The organism is Gillisella vitis, assembly GCF_021559775.1.
Taxonomy (GTDB): Bacteria; Pseudomonadota; Alphaproteobacteria; order Rhizobiales; family Rhizobiaceae; genus Allorhizobium; species Allorhizobium ampelinum.
On the sequence record NZ_CP056047.1, the window covers coordinates 3,411,887 to 3,429,212 of the forward strand.

The window sequence follows — 17,326 nt, forward strand, 5'->3', positions numbered from 1 at the left end:
ATAAAAAAAAGCCCGGATCGACCGGGCTTTTTTGTGGTGAGATAAAGAGCTGATCGCACAAGGATCAGTTGACCCGACCTTGCTCCTCGGCAAAGCGCTGGGCAAACATCTGGGCAAAATCGATCGGATCGATCATCAACGGCGGGAAACCGCCATTGCGTGTAGCATCGGCGATGATTTGGCGTGCAAACGGGAAGAGCAGGCGCGGGCATTCGATGAACAGCACCGGCAGCATATGTTCCTGCGGGAACCCGGTGATGCGGAAGACGCCGCCATAAACCAGTTCGGCTGCAAAAACCACTTTATCGTCATCACGCGCTTCGGCGGTCAGCGACAGGACCACGTCGAAATCATTATCCGACAGCGGGTTGGCGTTGACATTGACGTTGATATTGATCGAAGGGGCCTTGTCCCGGGCCTGGAGCGAGCGCGGTGCACCCGGATTTTCGAAGGACAGATCCTTGATATATTGTGCAAGGATATTCAGGGACGGGCTTTCCGCCCCATTGCTGTTTTCATTGGCCATTGGGGTTCCTCAAGGCTTTTATGGTTCGAGGCCATCTATCATTTCAAGGTGGGCCTTACAAGCCTTTCGCCCCTGGCGCTTACCCATTGGCACTCATCCCTTGCCCTCATCCCCTGGCAACCGGGTCCAGGGAGAGGAGCCGTTGGGATTGTGTCTTTGATAATCCTTTTCATCGAGATCGATGATGTCCTCCGCTTTTGCCGGGCCTGGTCCTGATGACGACGGTCCGCCTGGCCGCTGTTGCCAGCCAGGTCCCCGCCCGCCGCGCTGCACGAAGACAAGTCTTGGGCTGATGATCTTCCAAAGCGCAGAGCGCACCATTGGCACCAGGAGCAGCAGGCCAAGAATATCCGTGATGAAGCCCGGCAATATCAGCAATAGTCCGCCGAACATCTGTGCCGTGCCACTCAGGACGCCTTTGGCCGCTCGTTCCGGATCGCCCGAACGTGGACGGCGCAGGCGCTGGGCGAGGCTGATCCCCTGGCTGCGGAGCACCAGGAGGCCGAGCAGACTGGAGCCGACCACCAGCGCCAGCGTGGGCAGAACACCCAGCCATTGCCCGACCAGGACAAAGCCGGCGATCTCCATCAAAGGCAGTAGCAACAGGAAAAGGGCGGTCAGTCGCATTTGGTTTCCTTTAAACGATTATCGTGTGAACCTAAAGAAGTGGCATCGGCTATTTGAATGCAGCATCCAGGCAGACTATATGGAGTGAGAAAGCTTCAAATTAAACAGCGGTGCGGTGGCAATGGGTTCTAATGATTTTGTGACTCTCTTCTTTCTGGTGGCTGCGGTCCTGATTTTCTGGCAGCTGCGTAGCGTATTGGGACGTCGCACGGGCAATGAAAAGCCACCGAAAGATCCTTTCGCTGGACGGCCGGGTGCCGCATCGCCGGAAGCGGAAGATGCACGGGTCGTGACTTTGCCGCGCCGCGATGAGGCCGATGGCGAGGAACGCCAGACGGCGATCGACGCCTATGCCCCGGCTGGCACCCCGCTGAACCAGCAATTGCGCCAGATCGTGGAGGTTGATCCGAGTTTCGTGCCGAAGGAATTCCTCAACGGTGCGCGCATGGCCTACGAAATGATCGTCACAGCCTTTGCAGCTGGCGACAGGAAGAGTTTGAAGGATCTGCTGTCGCGTGAAGTCTATGACGGTTTCGATGCGGCGATCACCGAGCGCGAACAGCGCGGCGAAGTGATGAAGTCCACTTTTGTCGGTATCGACAAGGCGGAAATTACCAATGCCGAAGTCCGGGATCAGGAAGTCCAGATCACCGTACGTCTGGTCAGCCAGTTGATTTCCGCCACCTATGACAGCCAAGGCGCGGTGATAGAGGGCGACGCGGAGTCGGTTGGCGATGTCAACGATATCTGGACCTTTGCCCGCGACACGCGCTCACGCGATCCGAACTGGAAGCTGATCGCCACCGAATCCGACCAATGAGTGGTGAAGCGACGAAGTTTCGGCTGGAGCCTGTTGGTTTCGACCAACTCCCCGGTTGGGACGCGGATGATCCCTCGGCGCTTTTGCCGGCCATGGCCGATTGCCTGGATTATCTCACCACGGTCAAGCCTTACCGGCCCGGCCAGTTGGGCTTGACCGCACAGGATCTTGTGCCGCTGCTTGAAAAGGCAGCGGCATTGCCACGAGCAGATGGCGACGCATTGCGCCACCTGCTGGAAGTCGAATGCCAGGTTTTTCGTATAGCGCGCACGGATGGGAAGGCGGGTTTCGTTACGGCTTTTTACGAGCCCGACATCGAGGTTTCCGATCATCCTGACGATCTCTACCGCTTTCCGTTTTACCGCAGACCTGAGGATTTGATCGATCTTGACGATCAAAACCGGCCTGGAAACATCGATCCGTCATATGTGTTTGGACGCAAGATTGATGATGGCGTGACCTATTATCCGGATCGTCAGGCCATCGACCAGGGCTTTCTAGAGGGACGCGGGCTGGAAATTGCCTGGGCGAAATCGAAAGTCGATGTGTTTTTCGTCCATGTCCAGGGTGCCGCACGGCTGCGTTATGTTGATGGGCGAGTTGGGCGGATTACCTATGCGGCCAAGGCGGGTCATCCTTTTTCCGGTATCGGCGGATTGCTGCTAAAGCGCGGTGAAATTCCTCCCGAGGCTATGTCGATGCAGGCGATCCGCGCCTGGCTCGCGTCTCATCCCGATCAGGTCGATGAGGTCTTACGGCACAATCGGTCCTATATCTTTTTCCGTGAAGCTGAGGTCGGTGATCTGTCACGCGGTCCGATCGCGGCGGCGAAGGTGCCGCTGGTGGCGGGACGATCCTTGGCGGTGGACCGGACGATCCATACATTCGGCTTTCCGTTTTTCATTCATTCCCACACCCTGACGTCCCAAGATCCGACTGGATTGAATAGCGGCAAACCGTTTGCGCGATTGATGCTGGCGCTCGATACCGGTTCGGCGATTGTCGGACCGGCGCGCGGTGACATCTTTACCGGCTCTGGCGATGAAGCAGGAAATCTCGCTGGGGCGGTGCGCAATGACGCGGATTTCTATATCCTTATCCCGAAACAGGCCGCTAAAAGGGTCGAGTCGAGGTTTGGTTGATGGCGGGCAGGGACAGGATCAGTACGGAAGATCGGATTTTGTGGGGCAAGGTGGCGCGCACCACCCGACCCATGGCCGGTCGCCTGGAAGAGTTGACCGCCTTTGAAGACGCCTTGACGGAATTGGAAGCGTCAAAAGTGTTGGAACCCGGCCTTGCCGCCATGCGTGCCTCGCTCGAAAGTTCCGCCGCAAAGCCTGAACCGAAGAAACCGTCCGGCCTCCACCATCCGCTGGAGCGTCCCGTCAAGCGCAAGCTGTCGCGCGGCAAGCTCAAGCTGGAAGCCCGCATCGACCTGCACGGATTGTTCCAGAGTGAGGCCCACGCCATCCTGTTGGAATTTCTGGTGCGCGCCCACGAGCGTGGACTTCGCCACGTCTTGATCATCACCGGCAAGGGCAGTTCGATGGGCAGCGAAGGCGCCTTGAAACGGGCGGTGCCGCTATGGTTTTCCAAGCCGGAGTTCCGTTACCTGATTTCTTCCCATGAGCCAGCGGCCCATCATCACGGCGGGGAGGGCGCGCTTTATGTCCGCTTGGCGCGCCAGGGCGGAGAGCGATTTGGCGGGGATGGACAATGACTCCCTTCGGCGATGCGGTGCGCGGGCTTCGGGAGCGCAAGGGAGTGAGCCAGAAGGACATGGCCAAGGCGATTGGTGTGACACCGGCCTATCTGTCGGCGCTCGAACACGGACGGCGCGGCAAGCCGAGTTTCGATCTCTTGCAACGCATCGCCGGCTATTTCAACATCATCTGGGATGAGGCCGATGACCTGTTTGCAATAGCGGGCCTTTCCCATCCCAGGGTAACGCTGGATACCGCTGGTCTGCCTGCCGCCCATACTGCTTTTGCCAACCGGCTTGCAGGGATGATTCGCACCTTGTCGCCCGATGTGATAGAAGATCTCAATGCACTCCTGAGCAGAAGCGAGCGGGACCGTCAAAACCCTGGAAATCCCGTGGAAGCCTGCTGAATTTCATGGCTGCGATTTGGAAGTCGCCGCAAAATCCCTATAGTCGGAAAGTGCCAACGTGTGTGATTCGCCATAATTTTTGTCGTGGCCACGCATATTGCTTATGACACTGGAAAGATCGCTGAATGACTGAAACAACCGATGAAGCAAATGCCGCCAGCACTGCCTATGGTGCTGACTCCATCAAGGTGCTGAAAGGCCTCGATGCTGTCCGCAAACGTCCCGGCATGTATATCGGTGATACGGATGATGGGTCCGGCCTGCATCATATGGTCTATGAAGTCGTCGATAACGCTATTGACGAGGCGCTTGCCGGTCATGCCGATATAGTCACGGTAACGCTGAACGCGGATGGATCAGTGACCGTGACCGACAACGGTCGTGGTATTCCCACCGACATCCATACCGGCGAAGGCATTTCGGCGGCCGAAGTCATCATGACCCAGCTTCATGCCGGCGGTAAGTTCGACCAGAATTCTTACAAGGTCTCTGGCGGTCTGCACGGGGTTGGCGTTTCGGTTGTCAATGCGCTGTCTGTCAAGCTTTCCATGAAGATCCGCCGTCATGGCAAGGTTCATGAAATGAGCTTCACCCACGGCGTTGCCGATGCACCGTTGGCCGTGACGGGCGATTATCAAGGCCGCTCCGGCACGGAGATCACCTTTCTGCCCAGCACGGAAACCTTTACCCAGGTCGAGTTCGATTATGGAACGCTGGAGCATCGCCTTCGCGAGCTCGCCTTCCTTAATTCCGGTGTCCGCATTCTGCTGACCGACAAACGCAAGTCCGATATCCGCCAGGAAGAAATGCTCTATGATGGCGGCCTGGAAGCCTTTGTGCGCTACCTCGACCGTTCGAAAAAGCCGCTGGTCAGCAATCCTGTTGCCATTCGCGGCGAGAAGGATGGTATTACCGTCGAAGTCGCGATGTGGTGGAACGACAGCTATCATGAAAATGTACTGTGCTTCACCAACAACATTCCTCAGCGCGATGGCGGCACGCATATGGCCGGGTTCCGCGGCGCGCTGACCCGCCAGATTACCTCCTATGCCGACAGTTCCGGCATAACCAAGAAGGAAAAGGTCACCCTTCAGGGTGAAGACTGCCGTGAAGGCCTGTCGGCTGTTCTGTCCGTCAAAGTACCCGATCCGAAATTCTCGTCGCAGACCAAGGACAAGCTGGTTTCGTCGGAAGTGCGGCCCGTGGTCGAAAGCCTGGTCAACGAAGCGCTCAGCACCTGGTTCGAGGAACATCCGACCGAGGCAAAGATCCTTGTGGGCAAGGTGGTGGAAGCTGCCGTTGCCCGCGAAGCCGCCCGCAAAGCCCGCGAGCTGACCCGCCGCAAAGGCGCCTTGGATATCGCCTCGCTGCCCGGCAAGCTCGCCGACTGCTCCGAGCGTGATCCGGCCAAATCCGAACTTTTCCTCGTCGAGGGTGACTCGGCTGGTGGTTCCGCCAAGCAAGGCCGCTCGCGTGAGCGCCAGGCGATCCTGCCACTGCGCGGTAAGATCCTTAATGTGGAACGCGCCCGTTTCGACAAGATGCTGTCCAGCCAGGAAATCGGCACGCTGATTACCGCGCTTGGCACGTCCATCGGCAAAGACGAGTTCAATGCCGACAAGTTGCGCTATCACAAAATCATCATCATGACCGATGCTGACGTCGACGGCGCGCATATTCGCACATTGCTTCTGACCTTCTTCTTCCGCCAGATGCCGGAACTGATCGAGCGCGGCCATCTCTATATCGCCCAGCCGCCGCTCTATAAGGTTACACGCGGCAAATCCATTCAGTATCTGAAGGATGAAAAGGCGCTGGAAGAATATCTGATCGGCATGGGCCTGGACGATGCTTCGCTGAAGCTCGGCAGCGGCGAAGTGCGCGCTGGACAGGATCTGCGCGAAGTGGTGCAGGACGCGCTACGCCTTCGCAGCCTGATCGATGGATTGCATTCGCGCTACAATCGCAATGTCGTGGAACAGGCCGCCGTCGTCGGTGCATTGAATCACGAACTGACCGCCAACCGCGAACGGGCCGAGCAGACGGCGGCGGAAGTCGCCAAGCGTCTCGACCTGATCGCCGAGGAAACCGAACGGGGCTGGGAAGGCTTCGTGACGGAAGAGGGCGGCCTGCGCTTCGAGCGCATGGTGCGTGGGGTCAAGGAAGTGGCGGCGCTGGATGTGGCGTTGATCGGTTCCTCCGACGCCCGCCATATCGACCAGCTCGCCACCCGCTTGAACGATATCTATGGCCAACCGCCGGTACTGACCCGCAAGGATGGGCAGCAGACCATTTCCGGTCCGCGCAACCTGCTGGATGCGGTGTTCTCCTTCGGTCGCAAGGGCCTGTCCATGCAGCGCTATAAAGGTCTTGGCGAGATGAACGCCGAGCAGCTGTGGGAAACCACGCTCGATCCGAATGTACGCTCGCTGTTGCAGGTCCGCGTTAATGACGCCACCGATGCCGATAGCCTGTTCTCCCGCCTTATGGGCGATGAGGTGGAACCACGCCGCGATTTCATCCAGGAAAATGCCCTGAATGTCGCCAATCTGGACATTTGACGGACGTCAAAGATAACAACATTAAAAGGCCGTGCTTTGTAAAAAAGCACGGCCTTTTTCGTGACTCACGTGAAACATTCGGCTTTACAGCACCAAGCGTTCCGCTTTTTGGACGGTGCCGTTATACGAGGGATCATTCACTGACCCTTCGGAATAGCCGTTCAGGCCTTGAATTTACCCTCAAAAACCACGGCGTCCAACGGCTTACGGTCGTTGGGGACTTCCTTTGCCTGCAAGCCTTCCGGCAGGATCGATTTGTCCCCCAGTTTTCCTATGGCCACAGCGGCTTCGATGTGGAAATCGGCGGGAACGCCAAGCACGTTGGCGGCCTTGTCGAAATCCACACCGGTCATGCCATGGGCATGGAAGCCGGAGTGGATCGCCTGAAGTGCCAGATAACCCCAGGCAGCACCGGCATCGAAGCTGTGGCTGCGCGAAGGCTTCGGCGCGGAGCCGTCGGGCGAGCGGCTCAGCGTATCGGAAATGACGAAAACCAGAGCGGAGGCATTCTTGGCCCAGCCTTGGTTGAATTCGATCAGGGCACCCAGCAGGGCATCGAAATGTTCATCGCCCTTCAAGGCATAGACGAAGCGCCAAGGCTGGTAGTTAAAAGCCGAGGGCGCCCAATGAGCCGCTTCAAGAATGGTCAGCAATTCGGTTTTGCTCATGGTCTCGCCGGTGAAGGCGCGGGGCGACCAGCGATCCAGGAAGATCGGGTGAATGTCATGGGTGGCGTTACGATGATTGCTGCTTGTCATTATCAAACCTCAAAAATGTGGGAGTCTCGAAACAAGGTGGCACAGGGGTCGCATCATTGCGATCAGCATATTTATCCCGAAACATTGTCACTGATTTTACGGCAGAGTTGCGAAACACCTGACCAAACCTCTTCGCGGCACATAGGGTGTGTGGCCGCGACCGGCAAGGTGTAGCAACCATGGCCGAAAAGCACCGGAAAGCCCCATCACTCCTTTGTCAAGGTGTGAAATCCCATGGACGGATTCGCGCAATAAAATCTATGAAGTATAAAGGTTTCTGTGCATACTATCTGGTCAATGGTCGATAGTGGTGGGGGTTAAGCAATTTCTTTACCCCTTTGAACTCTGGCCGGAACCTTGGCTTGACTGGTCCAGTTTAGCTTTGGATGAGTGACAACAGGGAAGAGGCGGATCGCATCGATGTTTTATCAACTGTATGAAATGAATCACGCAGCCATGGCTCCTTTGCGGGCCACGGCAGATGCCATGCGTCTAGCCTTCCGCAATCCGCTGAACCCGCTGACTCACACCGTTATAGGCCGGACAATGGCCGCAGGCTTCGAGGTGATCGAGCGCAACACGCGGCGCTATGGCAAGCCCGAATTCGGTCTTCCGACCACGGTGATCGACGGATCGCCTGTGAAGATAACTGAGGAAGTCACGTGGTCCAAGCCGTTCTGCAATCTCATTCATTTCAACCGGAGCCTGACCCAGCCCCGGAGTGACGACCCAAAAATCCTGATCGTCGCGCCGATGTCAGGCCATTACGCCACCTTGTTACGCGGCACGGTCGAGGCCTTGCTGCCGAGTGCCGATGTTTATATTACCGACTGGATCGATGCCCGCATGGTGCCGATGACGGACGGAACTTTCGACTTCGATGACTATGTCGATTACGTGATCGAGATCCTGCATCATCTCGGCCCAAACACCAATCTCGTCGCCGTCTGCCAGCCCTCCGTTCCCGTGCTGGCTGCCGTGGCCCGGATGGAGGCGGAAAACGATGAATTTGTGCCATCCTCCATGACATTGATGGGTGGCCCGATCGATACGCGCATCAATCCGACAGCCGTTAATGAGCTGGCCAAGAACAAGCCGATTGAGTGGTTTGAGGAAAACGTCATCATGAACGTTCCCTGGCCACAGCCGGGCTTCCTGCGGCCCGTCTATCCGGGCTTCCTTCAGCTCTCCGGATTCATGTCGATGAATCTCGATCGGCATATGATTGCCCAGAAAGATTTCTATGTGCATCTGGTGAAGAACAACGGTGATTCCGCCGAAAAGCACCGGGAATTCTATGATGAATATCTGTCGGTCATGGACCTGACAGCTGAGTTCTATCTGCAAACGGTGGAAGCCGTGTTCATGCGGCATTCCCTGCCGAAGGGCGAGTTGATGCATCGTGGCAAGCCGGTCGATTGCGGCGCCATCCGCAATGTGGCTCTTTTGACGGTCGAAGGCGAGAACGACGATATTTCCGGCGTCGGCCAGACAAAGGCGGCACAGACGCTCTGCACCAATCTCGCCGATGACAAGCGCATGCATTACATGCAGCCGGATGTCGGCCATTACGGCGTCTTCACCGGCTCTCGGTTCCGTCGGGAGATCGCACCGCGCATCGTTGCTTTTGCCAAGCAGCATTCCAATCAACCGACCTCGGCGGTAAAGCGGGCAACGATGGTGAAGCGCGTCATCAAGGGTGGAAAGTCGGCCTGAGGGAAAATCGAATTTCCCGAATTTTTCAAGTGATTTAGCAAATTACGAATGACGTACGCTTGAAGGTTGTATCCGCCATTCCCATCTCGAATATGTCCGGTCGCATGGTGCTTGCCGGACGTAACGAGGATAATGGAATGAACCAATCAGCATTGCTGCGTCCGGGCTGGACGCCTGCGACGATTGCCATGATGGTGCTCGGCTTCGTGATCTTCTGGCCGCTTGGCCTTGCCATGCTTGCCTATATTTTATGGGGCGATCGCTTCCGCACATCGAAACGGAACGCAAATGAGGCTATGGACGCCATGTTTTCAAAATGCTGCGGCAGCCGCCGCTCACGCAATCGCAACCGCTTTAGCGCCTCCAGTGGTAACCTCGCCTTCGATGAATGGCGTGTCGCCGAGCTGGAGCGTATCGAGCAGGAACGCCGCAAGCTTGAAGAAATGCGTGAAGAATTCGAGGCCTATGTCCTGGAATTGCAGCGCGCCAAGGATCAGGATGAATTCAACCGCTTCATGAACCAGCGCAATGCCAGCCGCCGCGATGACCGCGGCAGCGATGTCCAGACTTTCACTCCGGACTGACCATCATGTGATTTTGCAAAGGCCGAGATCCTTTTGGATCTCGGCTTTTTTTATGGCTCTCGATAACGGATATAAGGCCACGACTGGAACGAATCAGGTAAAAGACCCAGATGTTTCCCTTGTTTTTGCGAAGCCCGACCAGAGTGGCAAAAAAGCCGAAGGTGCCAGAGAGCCGTGAGCTGTTGGTGGCTGGCCGACCTGTGCCGCTTGCCATTCGCGAAAACCTGCGCGCCACCCGCATCACCCTGCGGATCGAGCCCGGTGGCCGGGGCCTGAAAATGACCATTCCCAAAGGGGTGCGCCAAGGCGACGTCAACGATTTTATCGAGCGGCATCGTGGCTGGCTGGAAAACAAGTTAGCCCGCTTTTCCGATGATACGAAAGTCAGGGCAGGGGGCATGATCTCGCTGCGCGGCGTTGCGCATCGTATCGAGCATACAGGCCAGCTGCGCGGCGTGACCCAGGTGCTGATGGAAAATGGCGAACCGGTGATCCGCATCAGCGGCCTGCCGGAACATGCCGGTCGCCGGTTATCGGCCTTTCTGAAAAAGGAAGCACGGCTTGATCTGGAGCGGCTGGTCGCCATCCATACCGGGCGACTTGGAAAACCGGCAAAAAGCCTAGCGCTGAAGGACACCCGCAGCCGTTGGGGCTCCTGCTCCTGGGATGGCAATTTAAGCTTTTCCTGGCGTATCGTCATGGCACCACCCTCGGTGATCGACTATCTTGCCGCCCATGAAGTGGCGCATTTGAAGGAAATGAACCACGGCCCGCAATTCTGGGCGCTGTGCAAACGTCTTTGCCCCGGCATGGACGAGGCCAAGTCCTGGTTGAAGCGGCATGGATCGGAACTGCATGCCCTCGATTTTGACTGATTTGGCTCGACTCCGAGCCGATTTCATGTCACTTCGCTGACATGAAACCTGATGTCAAAATTTGCGGATTGAAGACCGAGGAAGCCGTCGAAAAGGCTGTCAGCCTGGGGGCCACCCATGTCGGCTTCATCTTCTTTGAGAAAAGCCCAAGACATATCGAACCCGACATTGCCGGACGCATTGCCGAAAAGGCGCGGGGCAGGGCGAAGATCGTTGCCGTCACCGTCGATGCAGACACAGATGATCTTGATGATATTGTTTACCTGCTGAACCCGGATATCCTGCAATTGCATGGCCATGAGAGCCCGCAGCAGGTGCTGACCATCAAGGCGCTCTACGGTCTTCCTGTCATGAAGGTGTTTTCCATCCGCGAACCCGCTGATCTTTTGCAGATTGATGCCTATATAGGGATAGCAGATCGTTTTCTGCTTGATGCCAAGGCGCCTGAAGGCTCCGATCTGCCGGGCGGCAATGGTGTCACCTTCGATTGGCGTCTGCTGCGCGATCTTGACGCAGAGGTCGATTACATGCTTTCGGGTGGGCTCAACAAGGACAATGTCGGGCAAGCCCTTGCCGAGACGGCAGCGCGAGGCCTGGATGTGTCTTCCGGCGTCGAAAGCGCGCCGGGCGTCAAGGATCTCGAACGGATGGATCAGTTCTTCGCCGCCGTCAGGCTGGCAACGGCCACAGCGCCGGTTTCAGGGAGTGTACAGTGAACCAGAACCCAATCCCGAATTCCTTCCGGTCCGGGCCGGATGAAGATGGCCGTTTCGGCATTTTCGGCGGCCGCTTCGTGGCCGAAACCTTGATGCCGCTGATCCTGGATCTGCAGGCGGAATGGGAAAATGCCAAGACCGACCCCAGCTTCAAGGCTGAACTCGATCACCTCAACACCCATTATACCGGGCGTCCAAGCCCGCTCTATTTTGCCGAGCGGCTGACGGCGGAACTTGGTGGCGCCAAGATCTATTTCAAGCGCGACGAGTTGAACCATACCGGTTCGCACAAGATCAATAATTGTCTCGGCCAGATCCTGCTGGCCAAACGCATGGGCAAGACCCGGATTATCGCCGAGACCGGTGCCGGTCAGCACGGCGTGGCCTCGGCCACCGTGGCGGCCCGCTTCGGCCTGCCCTGCATCGTCTATATGGGGGCCACCGATGTGGAGCGCCAGGCGCCGAACGTCTTCCGCATGAAGCTGCTCGGTGCGGAAGTCCGCCCGGTTACTTCAGGTCATGGCACCTTGAAGGATGCGATGAACGAGGCCCTGCGCGACTGGGTCACCAATGTCGATGAGACCTATTACATGATCGGCACGGCTGCCGGTCCGCATCCCTATCCGGAAATGGTCCGCGAGTTCCAGTCGGTGATCGGCAAGGAATCCCGCGAGCAGATGATGGCTGCTGAAGGCCGCCTGCCGGATATGCTGGTGGCAGCTGTCGGCGGTGGCTCCAATGCCATCGGCCTGTTCCATCCGTTCCTTGATGATGAGAGCGTGCGGATGATCGGTGTCGAGGCTGGCGGCAAGGGGCTTGATGGCAATGAGCATTGCGCCTCGCTGACCGCAGGCTCCCCTGGCGTCCTGCATGGCAACCGCACCTATCTGCTGCAAGACAGCGACGGGCAGATCAAGGATGGCCATTCGATTTCGGCCGGGCTTGATTATCCGGGTATCGGTCCGGAACATTCCTGGTTGAAGGATATCGGCCGGGTGGAATATGTGCCGATCATGGATACCGAAGCGCTGGAGGCTTTCCAGCTTCTGACCCGCACCGAAGGTATTATTCCGGCGCTGGAGCCCAGCCACGCCCTGGCGGAGGTGATGAAGCGCGCTCCGAAAATGGGCAAGGACGAGATAATCCTGATGAACCTCTGCGGACGCGGCGACAAGGATATCTTCACGGTCGGCAAGATTCTGGGAATGGGGCTCTGATATGACGCAGCGTATGGACAAACGGTTCGCCGATCTGAAGGAAGAGGGCCGTCCCGCTCTCGTCACTTATTTCATGGGCGGCGATCCGGATTTCGAAACGTCGCTGGCGATTATGAAGGCGCTGCCGCAGGCTGGTGCCGACGTGATTGAGCTTGGCATGCCGTTTTCCGACCCGATGGCCGATGGTCCTGCCATCCAAATGGCCGGTCAGCGCGCCCTGAAGGCCGGGCAGACCCTGGTAAAAACCCTGGATATGGCGCGGGAATTCCGAAAGGGTGATCAGGCTACGCCGATCGTCATGATGGGGTATTACAATCCAATCTATGTTTATGGCGTTGAAAAATTCCTGGATGACGCGCTGGACGCGGGCATTGACGGTTTGATTGTCGTCGATCTTCCGCCGGAAATGGACGATGAATTGTGCCTGCCCGCGCGCAAGCGCGATATCAATTTCATCCGTCTGGCGACGCCGACCACGGATGAGAAGCGCCTGCCGATGGTGCTGCAAAACACCTCTGGATTCGTCTATTATGTATCGATGAACGGCATTACCGGCTCGGCTTTGCCCGATCCGTCCAAGGTTGCCGGTGCTGTTGGGCGGATCAAGGCCCATACCGATCTGCCGATCTGCGTTGGCTTCGGCGTGAAAACGGCGGAACATGCAAGGCTGATTGGGGCCAGCGCCGATGGCGTCGTGGTCGGTACGGCCATTGTCAATCAGGTCGCACTGAGCCTGACCAAGGATGATAAGGCGACGGCGGATACGGTGCAATCGGTGGTAACCCTAGTGCGTGGGCTGGCAAGCGGCGTCCAGACTGCCCGGCTTGCGGTTGCGCAATAGTCCTTCTAAAATGGGCTATTGCCTTGGAAGACGCGGAGCCCGAGTGGGCTCCACCTCTTCCTGATTGTCTGTTTTCAGCCTTTTCGGATGCCGGCCCGCCGATCCCGGAAGTGCGCGATCAAGGAGTATTCAAAGTGAACTGGATTACCAATTACGTTCGCCCCCGCATCAATTCCATGCTGGGCCGTCGCGATGTTCCGGACAATCTCTGGATCAAGTGCCCCGAAACCGGCGAAATGGTCTTTCATAAGGATCTGGAAGAGAACAAGTGGGTTGTTCCCGCCTCCGGCTATCACATGAAAATGCCCGCCAAGGCGCGGCTGGCTGATCTGTTCGATGGCGGCAAGTACGAAGCTTTCGCCCAGCCGAAAGTGGCGCAGGACCCGCTGAAGTTCCGCGATTCCAAGAAATACAGCGACCGCCTGAAGGATAGCCGCACCAAGACCGAGCAGGAAGACACGATTGTCGCCGGTCTCGGCACGGTTGAAGGCCTGAAGCTGGTGGCCGTCGTGCATGAATTCAACTTCATGGGCGGCTCGCTGGGCATTGCTGCCGGTGAGGCCATCGTCAAGGCGTTCGAGCGGGCCATTGCGGAAAAATGCCCGCTGGTGATGTTCCCGGCTTCGGGCGGGGCGCGTATGCAGGAAGGCATTCTGTCGCTGATGCAATTGCCGCGCACCACGGTTGCCGTCGATTTGCTGAAGGAAGCAGGCCTGCCTTACATCGTTGTGCTGACCAATCCGACCACGGGTGGCGTGACGGCCTCTTATGCCATGCTGGGCGATCTTCATATCGCTGAGCCGGGTGCTGAAATCTGCTTTGCCGGTAAGCGCGTGATAGAGCAGACCATCCGCGAAAAGCTGCCGGAGGGGTTCCAGACCTCGGAATATCTGCTGGAGCACGGCATGGTCGATATGGTGGTCAAGCGCCACGATATTCCGGCGACCCTGGCCCGCACTCTGAAAATCCTGACGAAGCAGCCGGCAACGGTGGTTGGTGCCAATGATGACAAGACCTTGTCGGTCATCGAGGCCTCGCGCGCGGTTTCCGCCTGATCGCCTTGGGTGATATAGTGACGGCAATCGCCGCCTGACATGCCTAAAGCCGGGAGCAGTTTTACTGCCTCCGGCCCTCAAAACGACTTGCAAGCCTGGAACCGCCCCATGATAGAGAATACGCTGAGCCAGGCTGAACAGGTCATCAATGAATTGATGCAGTTGCATCCCAAGGGTTTTGACATGACCCTGGAGCGTATGCGGCGCTTGCTCGAAGTGCTGGGCAATCCACAGGACAAGTTGCCACCGGTGATCCATGTGGCTGGCACCAATGGCAAAGGCTCCGTCAGCGCATTTTCGCGTGCGCTGTTGGAAGCTGGCGGCCTTGCCGTTCATGTTCACACGTCACCGCATCTGGTCAATTGGCACGAGCGTTACCGGATTGGCGTCAAAGGCGGCAAAGGGCAGATCGTTGACGATGGCTCGCTCGCCGATGCCTTGAAACGAGTGGCGGTCGCCAATGCGGGCCAGCACATCACCGTCTTTGAAATTTTGACGGCTGCCGCTTTCCTGCTGTTTTCTGAAATTCCCGCTGATGCGGTGATTATGGAAGTCGGCATGGGCGGGCGTCTGGATTGTACCAATGTGGTGGACCGGCCCGCTGTCTCCGTCATCATGCCGATTTCTTTTGACCATCAGGCCTATCTGGGCGACCGGGTGGAGCTGATCGCTGCCGAGAAAGCCGGGATCATGAAAAGACGGCGACCGGTGGTGATCGGCCATCAGGAATTTGCCGCCGCCCGCGAGGCGCTGGTGGATATTGCCGAGCGATTGGGCTGTCCGCTCTCGGTGTTCGGTCAGGATTATCTGGCGTTCGAGGAGCATGGACGGCTGGTCTATCAGGATGAAACGGGCCTGATGGATCTGCCCCTGCCAAAACTGCCGGGTCGCCACCAATTTGCCAATGCCGCAGCGGCCATCCGCGCCGTGCGCTCCGCTGGCTTCACCGTGACCGAAGCCATGGCTGAGGCCGCGATGCACAGCGTTGAATGGCCGGGCCGCCTGCAAAAGCTGACGGAGGGCGCACTGCTGGACCACGCGCCGAAGGGCGCCGAAATCTGGGTGGATGGCGGCCATAATCCCGGTGCCGGTGAAGTGATTGCCGAGGCGATGGCAGGCTTTGAAGAACGCCAGTCCCGCCCGCTCTACCTGATCACCGGAATGCTCAACACCAAGGACCCGCTCGGCTATTTCAAGGCCTTTGAAGGCTTGGCCATCCAAGCGTTCACCGTACCAATCCGCGGCACTGACGCCGCCTTAGACCCAGTTGCGCTGGCCAGTTCCGCCTACGATGCCGGAATTCCCGCAGAGCCGGTCTCATCGGTCGCGGAAGCGCTGGAGGCGATCCGTAGCCGGGTTAATGCAGAAGAGATTGCCCCGCGAATCCTGATTGGTGGCTCGCTTTATGTGGTCGGCAATGTGCTGGCGGATAATGGCACGCCGCCGAGATAGCGTTTGCGTCCTGCGTCATATCCTGCCTGACATTGCGATAAACGATGTTTCCCCATCGGCATCACTATAGGGTGGCCGAGTGATTCTCCGGCCTAATGCGCGATCCCCATGGAAACATCCCTTTATCTACCTGTGAAATCGTTTCTCGAAAAAACAGGCTATACCGTCAAAGGCGAAATCGGCGGCTGTGATCTCGTGGGCCTGAGCGCCGACGATCCATCCGTCGTGGTGGTCTGCGAACTGAAACTGAGTTTCAATCTGGAACTCATCCTCCAGGCCGTAGACCGGGCAGCCATATCCGACGAGGTCTGGATTGCCGCGAAAATCTCCGCCAAGGGCAGGGGGCGGGAGGCCGACAAGCGCTACCGCGACCTCTGCCGCCGTCTCGGCATCGGCATGCTCGGTGTCTCCGCCAGCGGTGACGTTAGCATCATCGTCGGCTCCGTTTCGCCCATGCCACGCACTAATCCCAAACGACGCTCCCGCCTGATGCGCGAACACCAGACCCGGCGCGGCGACCCGGCCCTTGGCGGCAGCACCCGAATGCCTGTGATGACCGCCTACCGCCAGAACGCCCTTGCCTGTGCCGCAATTCTTCTCGCCGGGCCGACGCGGGTTGGTGATGTGCGCAAAGCGGTCCCGGATGCCGGGAAGATTCTGCTCTCTAATGTCTATGGCTGGTTTGAGCGGGTTGAGCGCGGCGTTTATGGGTTGACGGATGCAGGGCAAGACGCGCTGAAGCGGTGGCCGCAGGTGCGAGCGGTTGGAGCTGATGCCTAGATAACCCTGCCATTCGGACGTCGAAACGACGATGGCGCTCGCTTATAGACTGCCTGAAACGAGTCGTTGAATCTCCGGACGCTACCAAAACCGGATGCGAATGCGACCTCAGTTAGGGGCATGTCCGTCTCGTCGATAAACCTCTTTGCCTTCTGCACACGCCTCGTTGCTGCTATTTCACTTGGGCTCGCACCTGTATGATGCCTGAACAGCCGCAGGAGATGGCGCGGGCCAACACCAAGCATGTCGGCAAGATCGGCAACCGACCCTTGATCGAGGAACCCTTGTTCGATCAGGCGCATCCCGCGCGCGACCGTGGTTGCCGTTCCCATCCATGCTGGCGAGCCGGGCGCTGCCTCTGGCCTACAACGAAGGCAAGGCCGAAAGCCCGCCCGCTCCGCTGACGCTGCTGTTGCATAGAATGTAACATTCTTCGAGTGAGCGGGCCGCACTGGGCAAACCGGGCGGCAATAAATCCGCGTCGAGCGAACACCTGAAAAGAACAGGCCGTCAAAAGTCTTATCGCGGGCAAGCCGCGCGCTATCGCACGTTTCGCGGTCCAGATGCGGTGGCAACGTCTGCAAGTCGGGAGAAACTATAACCATCAAAGGACTTTAGCGCCGCTATCCTTCCCAGAGTAGCTGGAATCGGACCTGATCAGGCGATGAAGTCCGATTCCAGCGAGC

18 protein-coding genes are annotated in these 17,326 nt (G+C 58.0%); 14 read left to right on the top strand and 4 right to left on the bottom strand.

Annotation, left to right across the window (positions count from 1 at the left end; translation table 11 throughout):
- Positions 1–64: 64 nt before the first annotated feature.
- Positions 65–526, bottom strand: a complete 462-nt coding sequence (secB, locus tag AVCG78_RS15720) for a protein-export chaperone SecB (RefSeq protein ID WP_012654504.1) — start codon at positions 524–526, stop codon at positions 65–67.
- 93 nt (positions 527–619) lie between these two features.
- Positions 620–1,153, bottom strand: a complete 534-nt coding sequence (locus AVCG78_RS15725) for an FxsA family protein (RefSeq protein ID WP_071203212.1) — start codon at positions 1,151–1,153, stop codon at positions 620–622.
- A 121-nt stretch (positions 1,154–1,274) separates the two neighbouring features.
- On the opposite strand from AVCG78_RS15725, the gene AVCG78_RS15730 reads away from it, so the two are divergent.
- The 5 genes from AVCG78_RS15730 to gyrB all read left to right on the top strand — a co-directional run bounded on the left by AVCG78_RS15730 (position 1,275) and on the right by gyrB (position 6,646).
- Positions 1,275–1,973 carry a Tim44/TimA family putative adaptor protein gene (locus tag AVCG78_RS15730; protein ID WP_071203214.1) on the top strand — a complete coding sequence of 233 codons (699 nt, stop codon included), beginning with the start codon at positions 1,275–1,277 and terminating at the stop codon, positions 1,971–1,973.
- Positions 1,970–3,115 (top strand): murein transglycosylase A, encoded by a 1,146-nt coding sequence (mltA, locus tag AVCG78_RS15735; protein ID WP_071203216.1) that lies wholly within the window; start codon positions 1,970–1,972, stop codon positions 3,113–3,115. The genes AVCG78_RS15730 and mltA overlap by 4 nt, the downstream gene beginning before the upstream one ends.
- On the top strand, positions 3,115–3,693 hold the full coding sequence (locus tag AVCG78_RS15740) for a Smr/MutS family protein (protein WP_041696027.1): 579 nt from the start codon (positions 3,115–3,117) through the stop codon (positions 3,691–3,693). The genes mltA and AVCG78_RS15740 overlap by 1 nt, the downstream gene beginning before the upstream one ends.
- Positions 3,690–4,085, top strand: a complete 396-nt coding sequence (locus AVCG78_RS15745) for a helix-turn-helix domain-containing protein (protein WP_012654509.1) — start codon at positions 3,690–3,692, stop codon at positions 4,083–4,085. The genes AVCG78_RS15740 and AVCG78_RS15745 overlap by 4 nt, the downstream gene beginning before the upstream one ends.
- 125 nt (positions 4,086–4,210) lie before the next feature.
- Positions 4,211–6,646 carry a DNA topoisomerase (ATP-hydrolyzing) subunit B gene (gene gyrB, locus AVCG78_RS15750; protein ID WP_070152498.1) on the top strand — a complete coding sequence of 812 codons (2,436 nt, stop codon included), beginning with the start codon at positions 4,211–4,213 and terminating at the stop codon, positions 6,644–6,646.
- 161 nt (positions 6,647–6,807) lie between these two features.
- Here the strand turns inward: gyrB and AVCG78_RS15755 are convergent, their stop codons facing one another.
- The gene (locus AVCG78_RS15755) at positions 6,808–7,404 is read right to left on the bottom strand and encodes a nitroreductase family protein (protein WP_071203218.1); all 597 of its coding nucleotides are present in this window, start codon (positions 7,402–7,404) and stop codon (positions 6,808–6,810) included.
- Between the two features lie 420 nt (positions 7,405–7,824).
- Here AVCG78_RS15755 and AVCG78_RS15760 point away from each other — a divergent pair, with 420 nt between their 5' ends.
- The 9 genes from AVCG78_RS15760 (at position 7,825) to AVCG78_RS15800 (ending at position 16,640) form a co-directional block, all read left to right on the top strand.
- Positions 7,825–9,120, top strand: coding sequence for a polyhydroxyalkanoate depolymerase (locus AVCG78_RS15760; protein WP_071203220.1), 1,296 nt, complete (start codon positions 7,825–7,827; stop codon positions 9,118–9,120).
- A gap of 137 nt (positions 9,121–9,257) precedes the next feature.
- The gene (locus tag AVCG78_RS15765) at positions 9,258–9,704 is read left to right on the top strand and encodes a DUF2852 domain-containing protein (protein ID WP_071203222.1); all 447 of its coding nucleotides are present in this window, start codon (positions 9,258–9,260) and stop codon (positions 9,702–9,704) included.
- Positions 9,705–9,814: 110 nt separating this feature from the next.
- Positions 9,815–10,579: a M48 family metallopeptidase gene (locus AVCG78_RS15770; protein WP_071203224.1), complete on the top strand. Its 765-nt coding sequence runs from the start codon at positions 9,815–9,817 to the stop codon at positions 10,577–10,579.
- Positions 10,580–10,620: 41 nt separating this feature from the next.
- On the top strand, positions 10,621–11,295 hold the full coding sequence (locus AVCG78_RS15775) for a phosphoribosylanthranilate isomerase (protein WP_071203226.1): 675 nt from the start codon (positions 10,621–10,623) through the stop codon (positions 11,293–11,295).
- Entirely contained in the window at positions 11,292–12,512 is a 1,221-nt protein-coding gene (gene trpB / locus AVCG78_RS15780) for a tryptophan synthase subunit beta (protein ID WP_071203228.1), read from the top strand. Before AVCG78_RS15775 ends, trpB begins: the two co-directional genes overlap by 4 nt.
- Position 12,513: 1 nt before the next feature.
- Positions 12,514–13,353 (top strand): tryptophan synthase subunit alpha, encoded by an 840-nt coding sequence (trpA, locus tag AVCG78_RS15785; RefSeq protein WP_071203230.1) that lies wholly within the window; start codon positions 12,514–12,516, stop codon positions 13,351–13,353.
- A 134-nt stretch (positions 13,354–13,487) separates the two neighbouring features.
- On the top strand, positions 13,488–14,408 hold the full coding sequence (gene accD / locus AVCG78_RS15790) for an acetyl-CoA carboxylase, carboxyltransferase subunit beta (RefSeq protein WP_012654518.1): 921 nt from the start codon (positions 13,488–13,490) through the stop codon (positions 14,406–14,408).
- A 108-nt stretch (positions 14,409–14,516) separates the two neighbouring features.
- Positions 14,517–15,860 (top strand): bifunctional folylpolyglutamate synthase/dihydrofolate synthase, encoded by a 1,344-nt coding sequence (locus AVCG78_RS15795; protein ID WP_234635064.1) that lies wholly within the window; start codon positions 14,517–14,519, stop codon positions 15,858–15,860.
- 108 nt (positions 15,861–15,968) lie between these two features.
- Positions 15,969–16,640: a DUF2161 domain-containing phosphodiesterase gene (locus AVCG78_RS15800; protein ID WP_071203232.1), complete on the top strand. Its 672-nt coding sequence runs from the start codon at positions 15,969–15,971 to the stop codon at positions 16,638–16,640.
- Here AVCG78_RS15800 and AVCG78_RS15805 read toward each other — a convergent pair.
- A complete protein-coding gene (locus AVCG78_RS15805) occupies positions 16,637–17,245 on the bottom strand; it encodes a bifunctional transcriptional activator/DNA repair enzyme AdaA (RefSeq protein WP_071203234.1) in 609 nt (202 codons plus the stop codon). The two genes, AVCG78_RS15800 and AVCG78_RS15805, sit on opposite strands and share 4 nt — an antisense overlap.
- Positions 17,246–17,326 lie beyond the last annotated feature (81 nt).

Bases quoted from the DNA above. Each gene is read 5' to 3' on its own strand.
- secB (WP_012654504.1), bottom strand. From the start codon at position 526: ATGGCCAATGAAAACAGCAATGGGGCGGAAAGCCCGTCCCTGAATATC.
- AVCG78_RS15725 (WP_071203212.1), bottom strand. From the start codon at position 1,153: ATGCGACTGACCGCCCTTTTCCTGTTGCTACTGCCTTTGATGGAGATC.
- AVCG78_RS15730 (WP_071203214.1), top strand. From the start codon at position 1,275: ATGGGTTCTAATGATTTTGTGACTCTCTTCTTTCTGGTGGCTGCGGTC.
- mltA (WP_071203216.1), top strand. From the start codon at position 1,970: ATGAGTGGTGAAGCGACGAAGTTTCGGCTGGAGCCTGTTGGTTTCGAC.
- AVCG78_RS15740 (WP_041696027.1), top strand. From the start codon at position 3,115: ATGGCGGGCAGGGACAGGATCAGTACGGAAGATCGGATTTTGTGGGGC.
- AVCG78_RS15745 (WP_012654509.1), top strand. From the start codon at position 3,690: ATGACTCCCTTCGGCGATGCGGTGCGCGGGCTTCGGGAGCGCAAGGGA.
- gyrB (WP_070152498.1), top strand. From the start codon at position 4,211: ATGACTGAAACAACCGATGAAGCAAATGCCGCCAGCACTGCCTATGGT.
- AVCG78_RS15755 (WP_071203218.1), bottom strand. From the start codon at position 7,404: ATGACAAGCAGCAATCATCGTAACGCCACCCATGACATTCACCCGATC.
- AVCG78_RS15760 (WP_071203220.1), top strand. From the start codon at position 7,825: ATGTTTTATCAACTGTATGAAATGAATCACGCAGCCATGGCTCCTTTG.
- AVCG78_RS15765 (WP_071203222.1), top strand. From the start codon at position 9,258: ATGAACCAATCAGCATTGCTGCGTCCGGGCTGGACGCCTGCGACGATT.
- AVCG78_RS15770 (WP_071203224.1), top strand. From the start codon at position 9,815: ATGTTTCCCTTGTTTTTGCGAAGCCCGACCAGAGTGGCAAAAAAGCCG.
- AVCG78_RS15775 (WP_071203226.1), top strand. From the start codon at position 10,621: ATGAAACCTGATGTCAAAATTTGCGGATTGAAGACCGAGGAAGCCGTC.
- trpA (WP_071203230.1), top strand. From the start codon at position 12,514: ATGACGCAGCGTATGGACAAACGGTTCGCCGATCTGAAGGAAGAGGGC.
- AVCG78_RS15795 (WP_234635064.1), top strand. From the start codon at position 14,517: ATGATAGAGAATACGCTGAGCCAGGCTGAACAGGTCATCAATGAATTG.
- AVCG78_RS15800 (WP_071203232.1), top strand. From the start codon at position 15,969: ATGGAAACATCCCTTTATCTACCTGTGAAATCGTTTCTCGAAAAAACA.
- AVCG78_RS15805 (WP_071203234.1), bottom strand. From the start codon at position 17,245: ATGGTTATAGTTTCTCCCGACTTGCAGACGTTGCCACCGCATCTGGAC.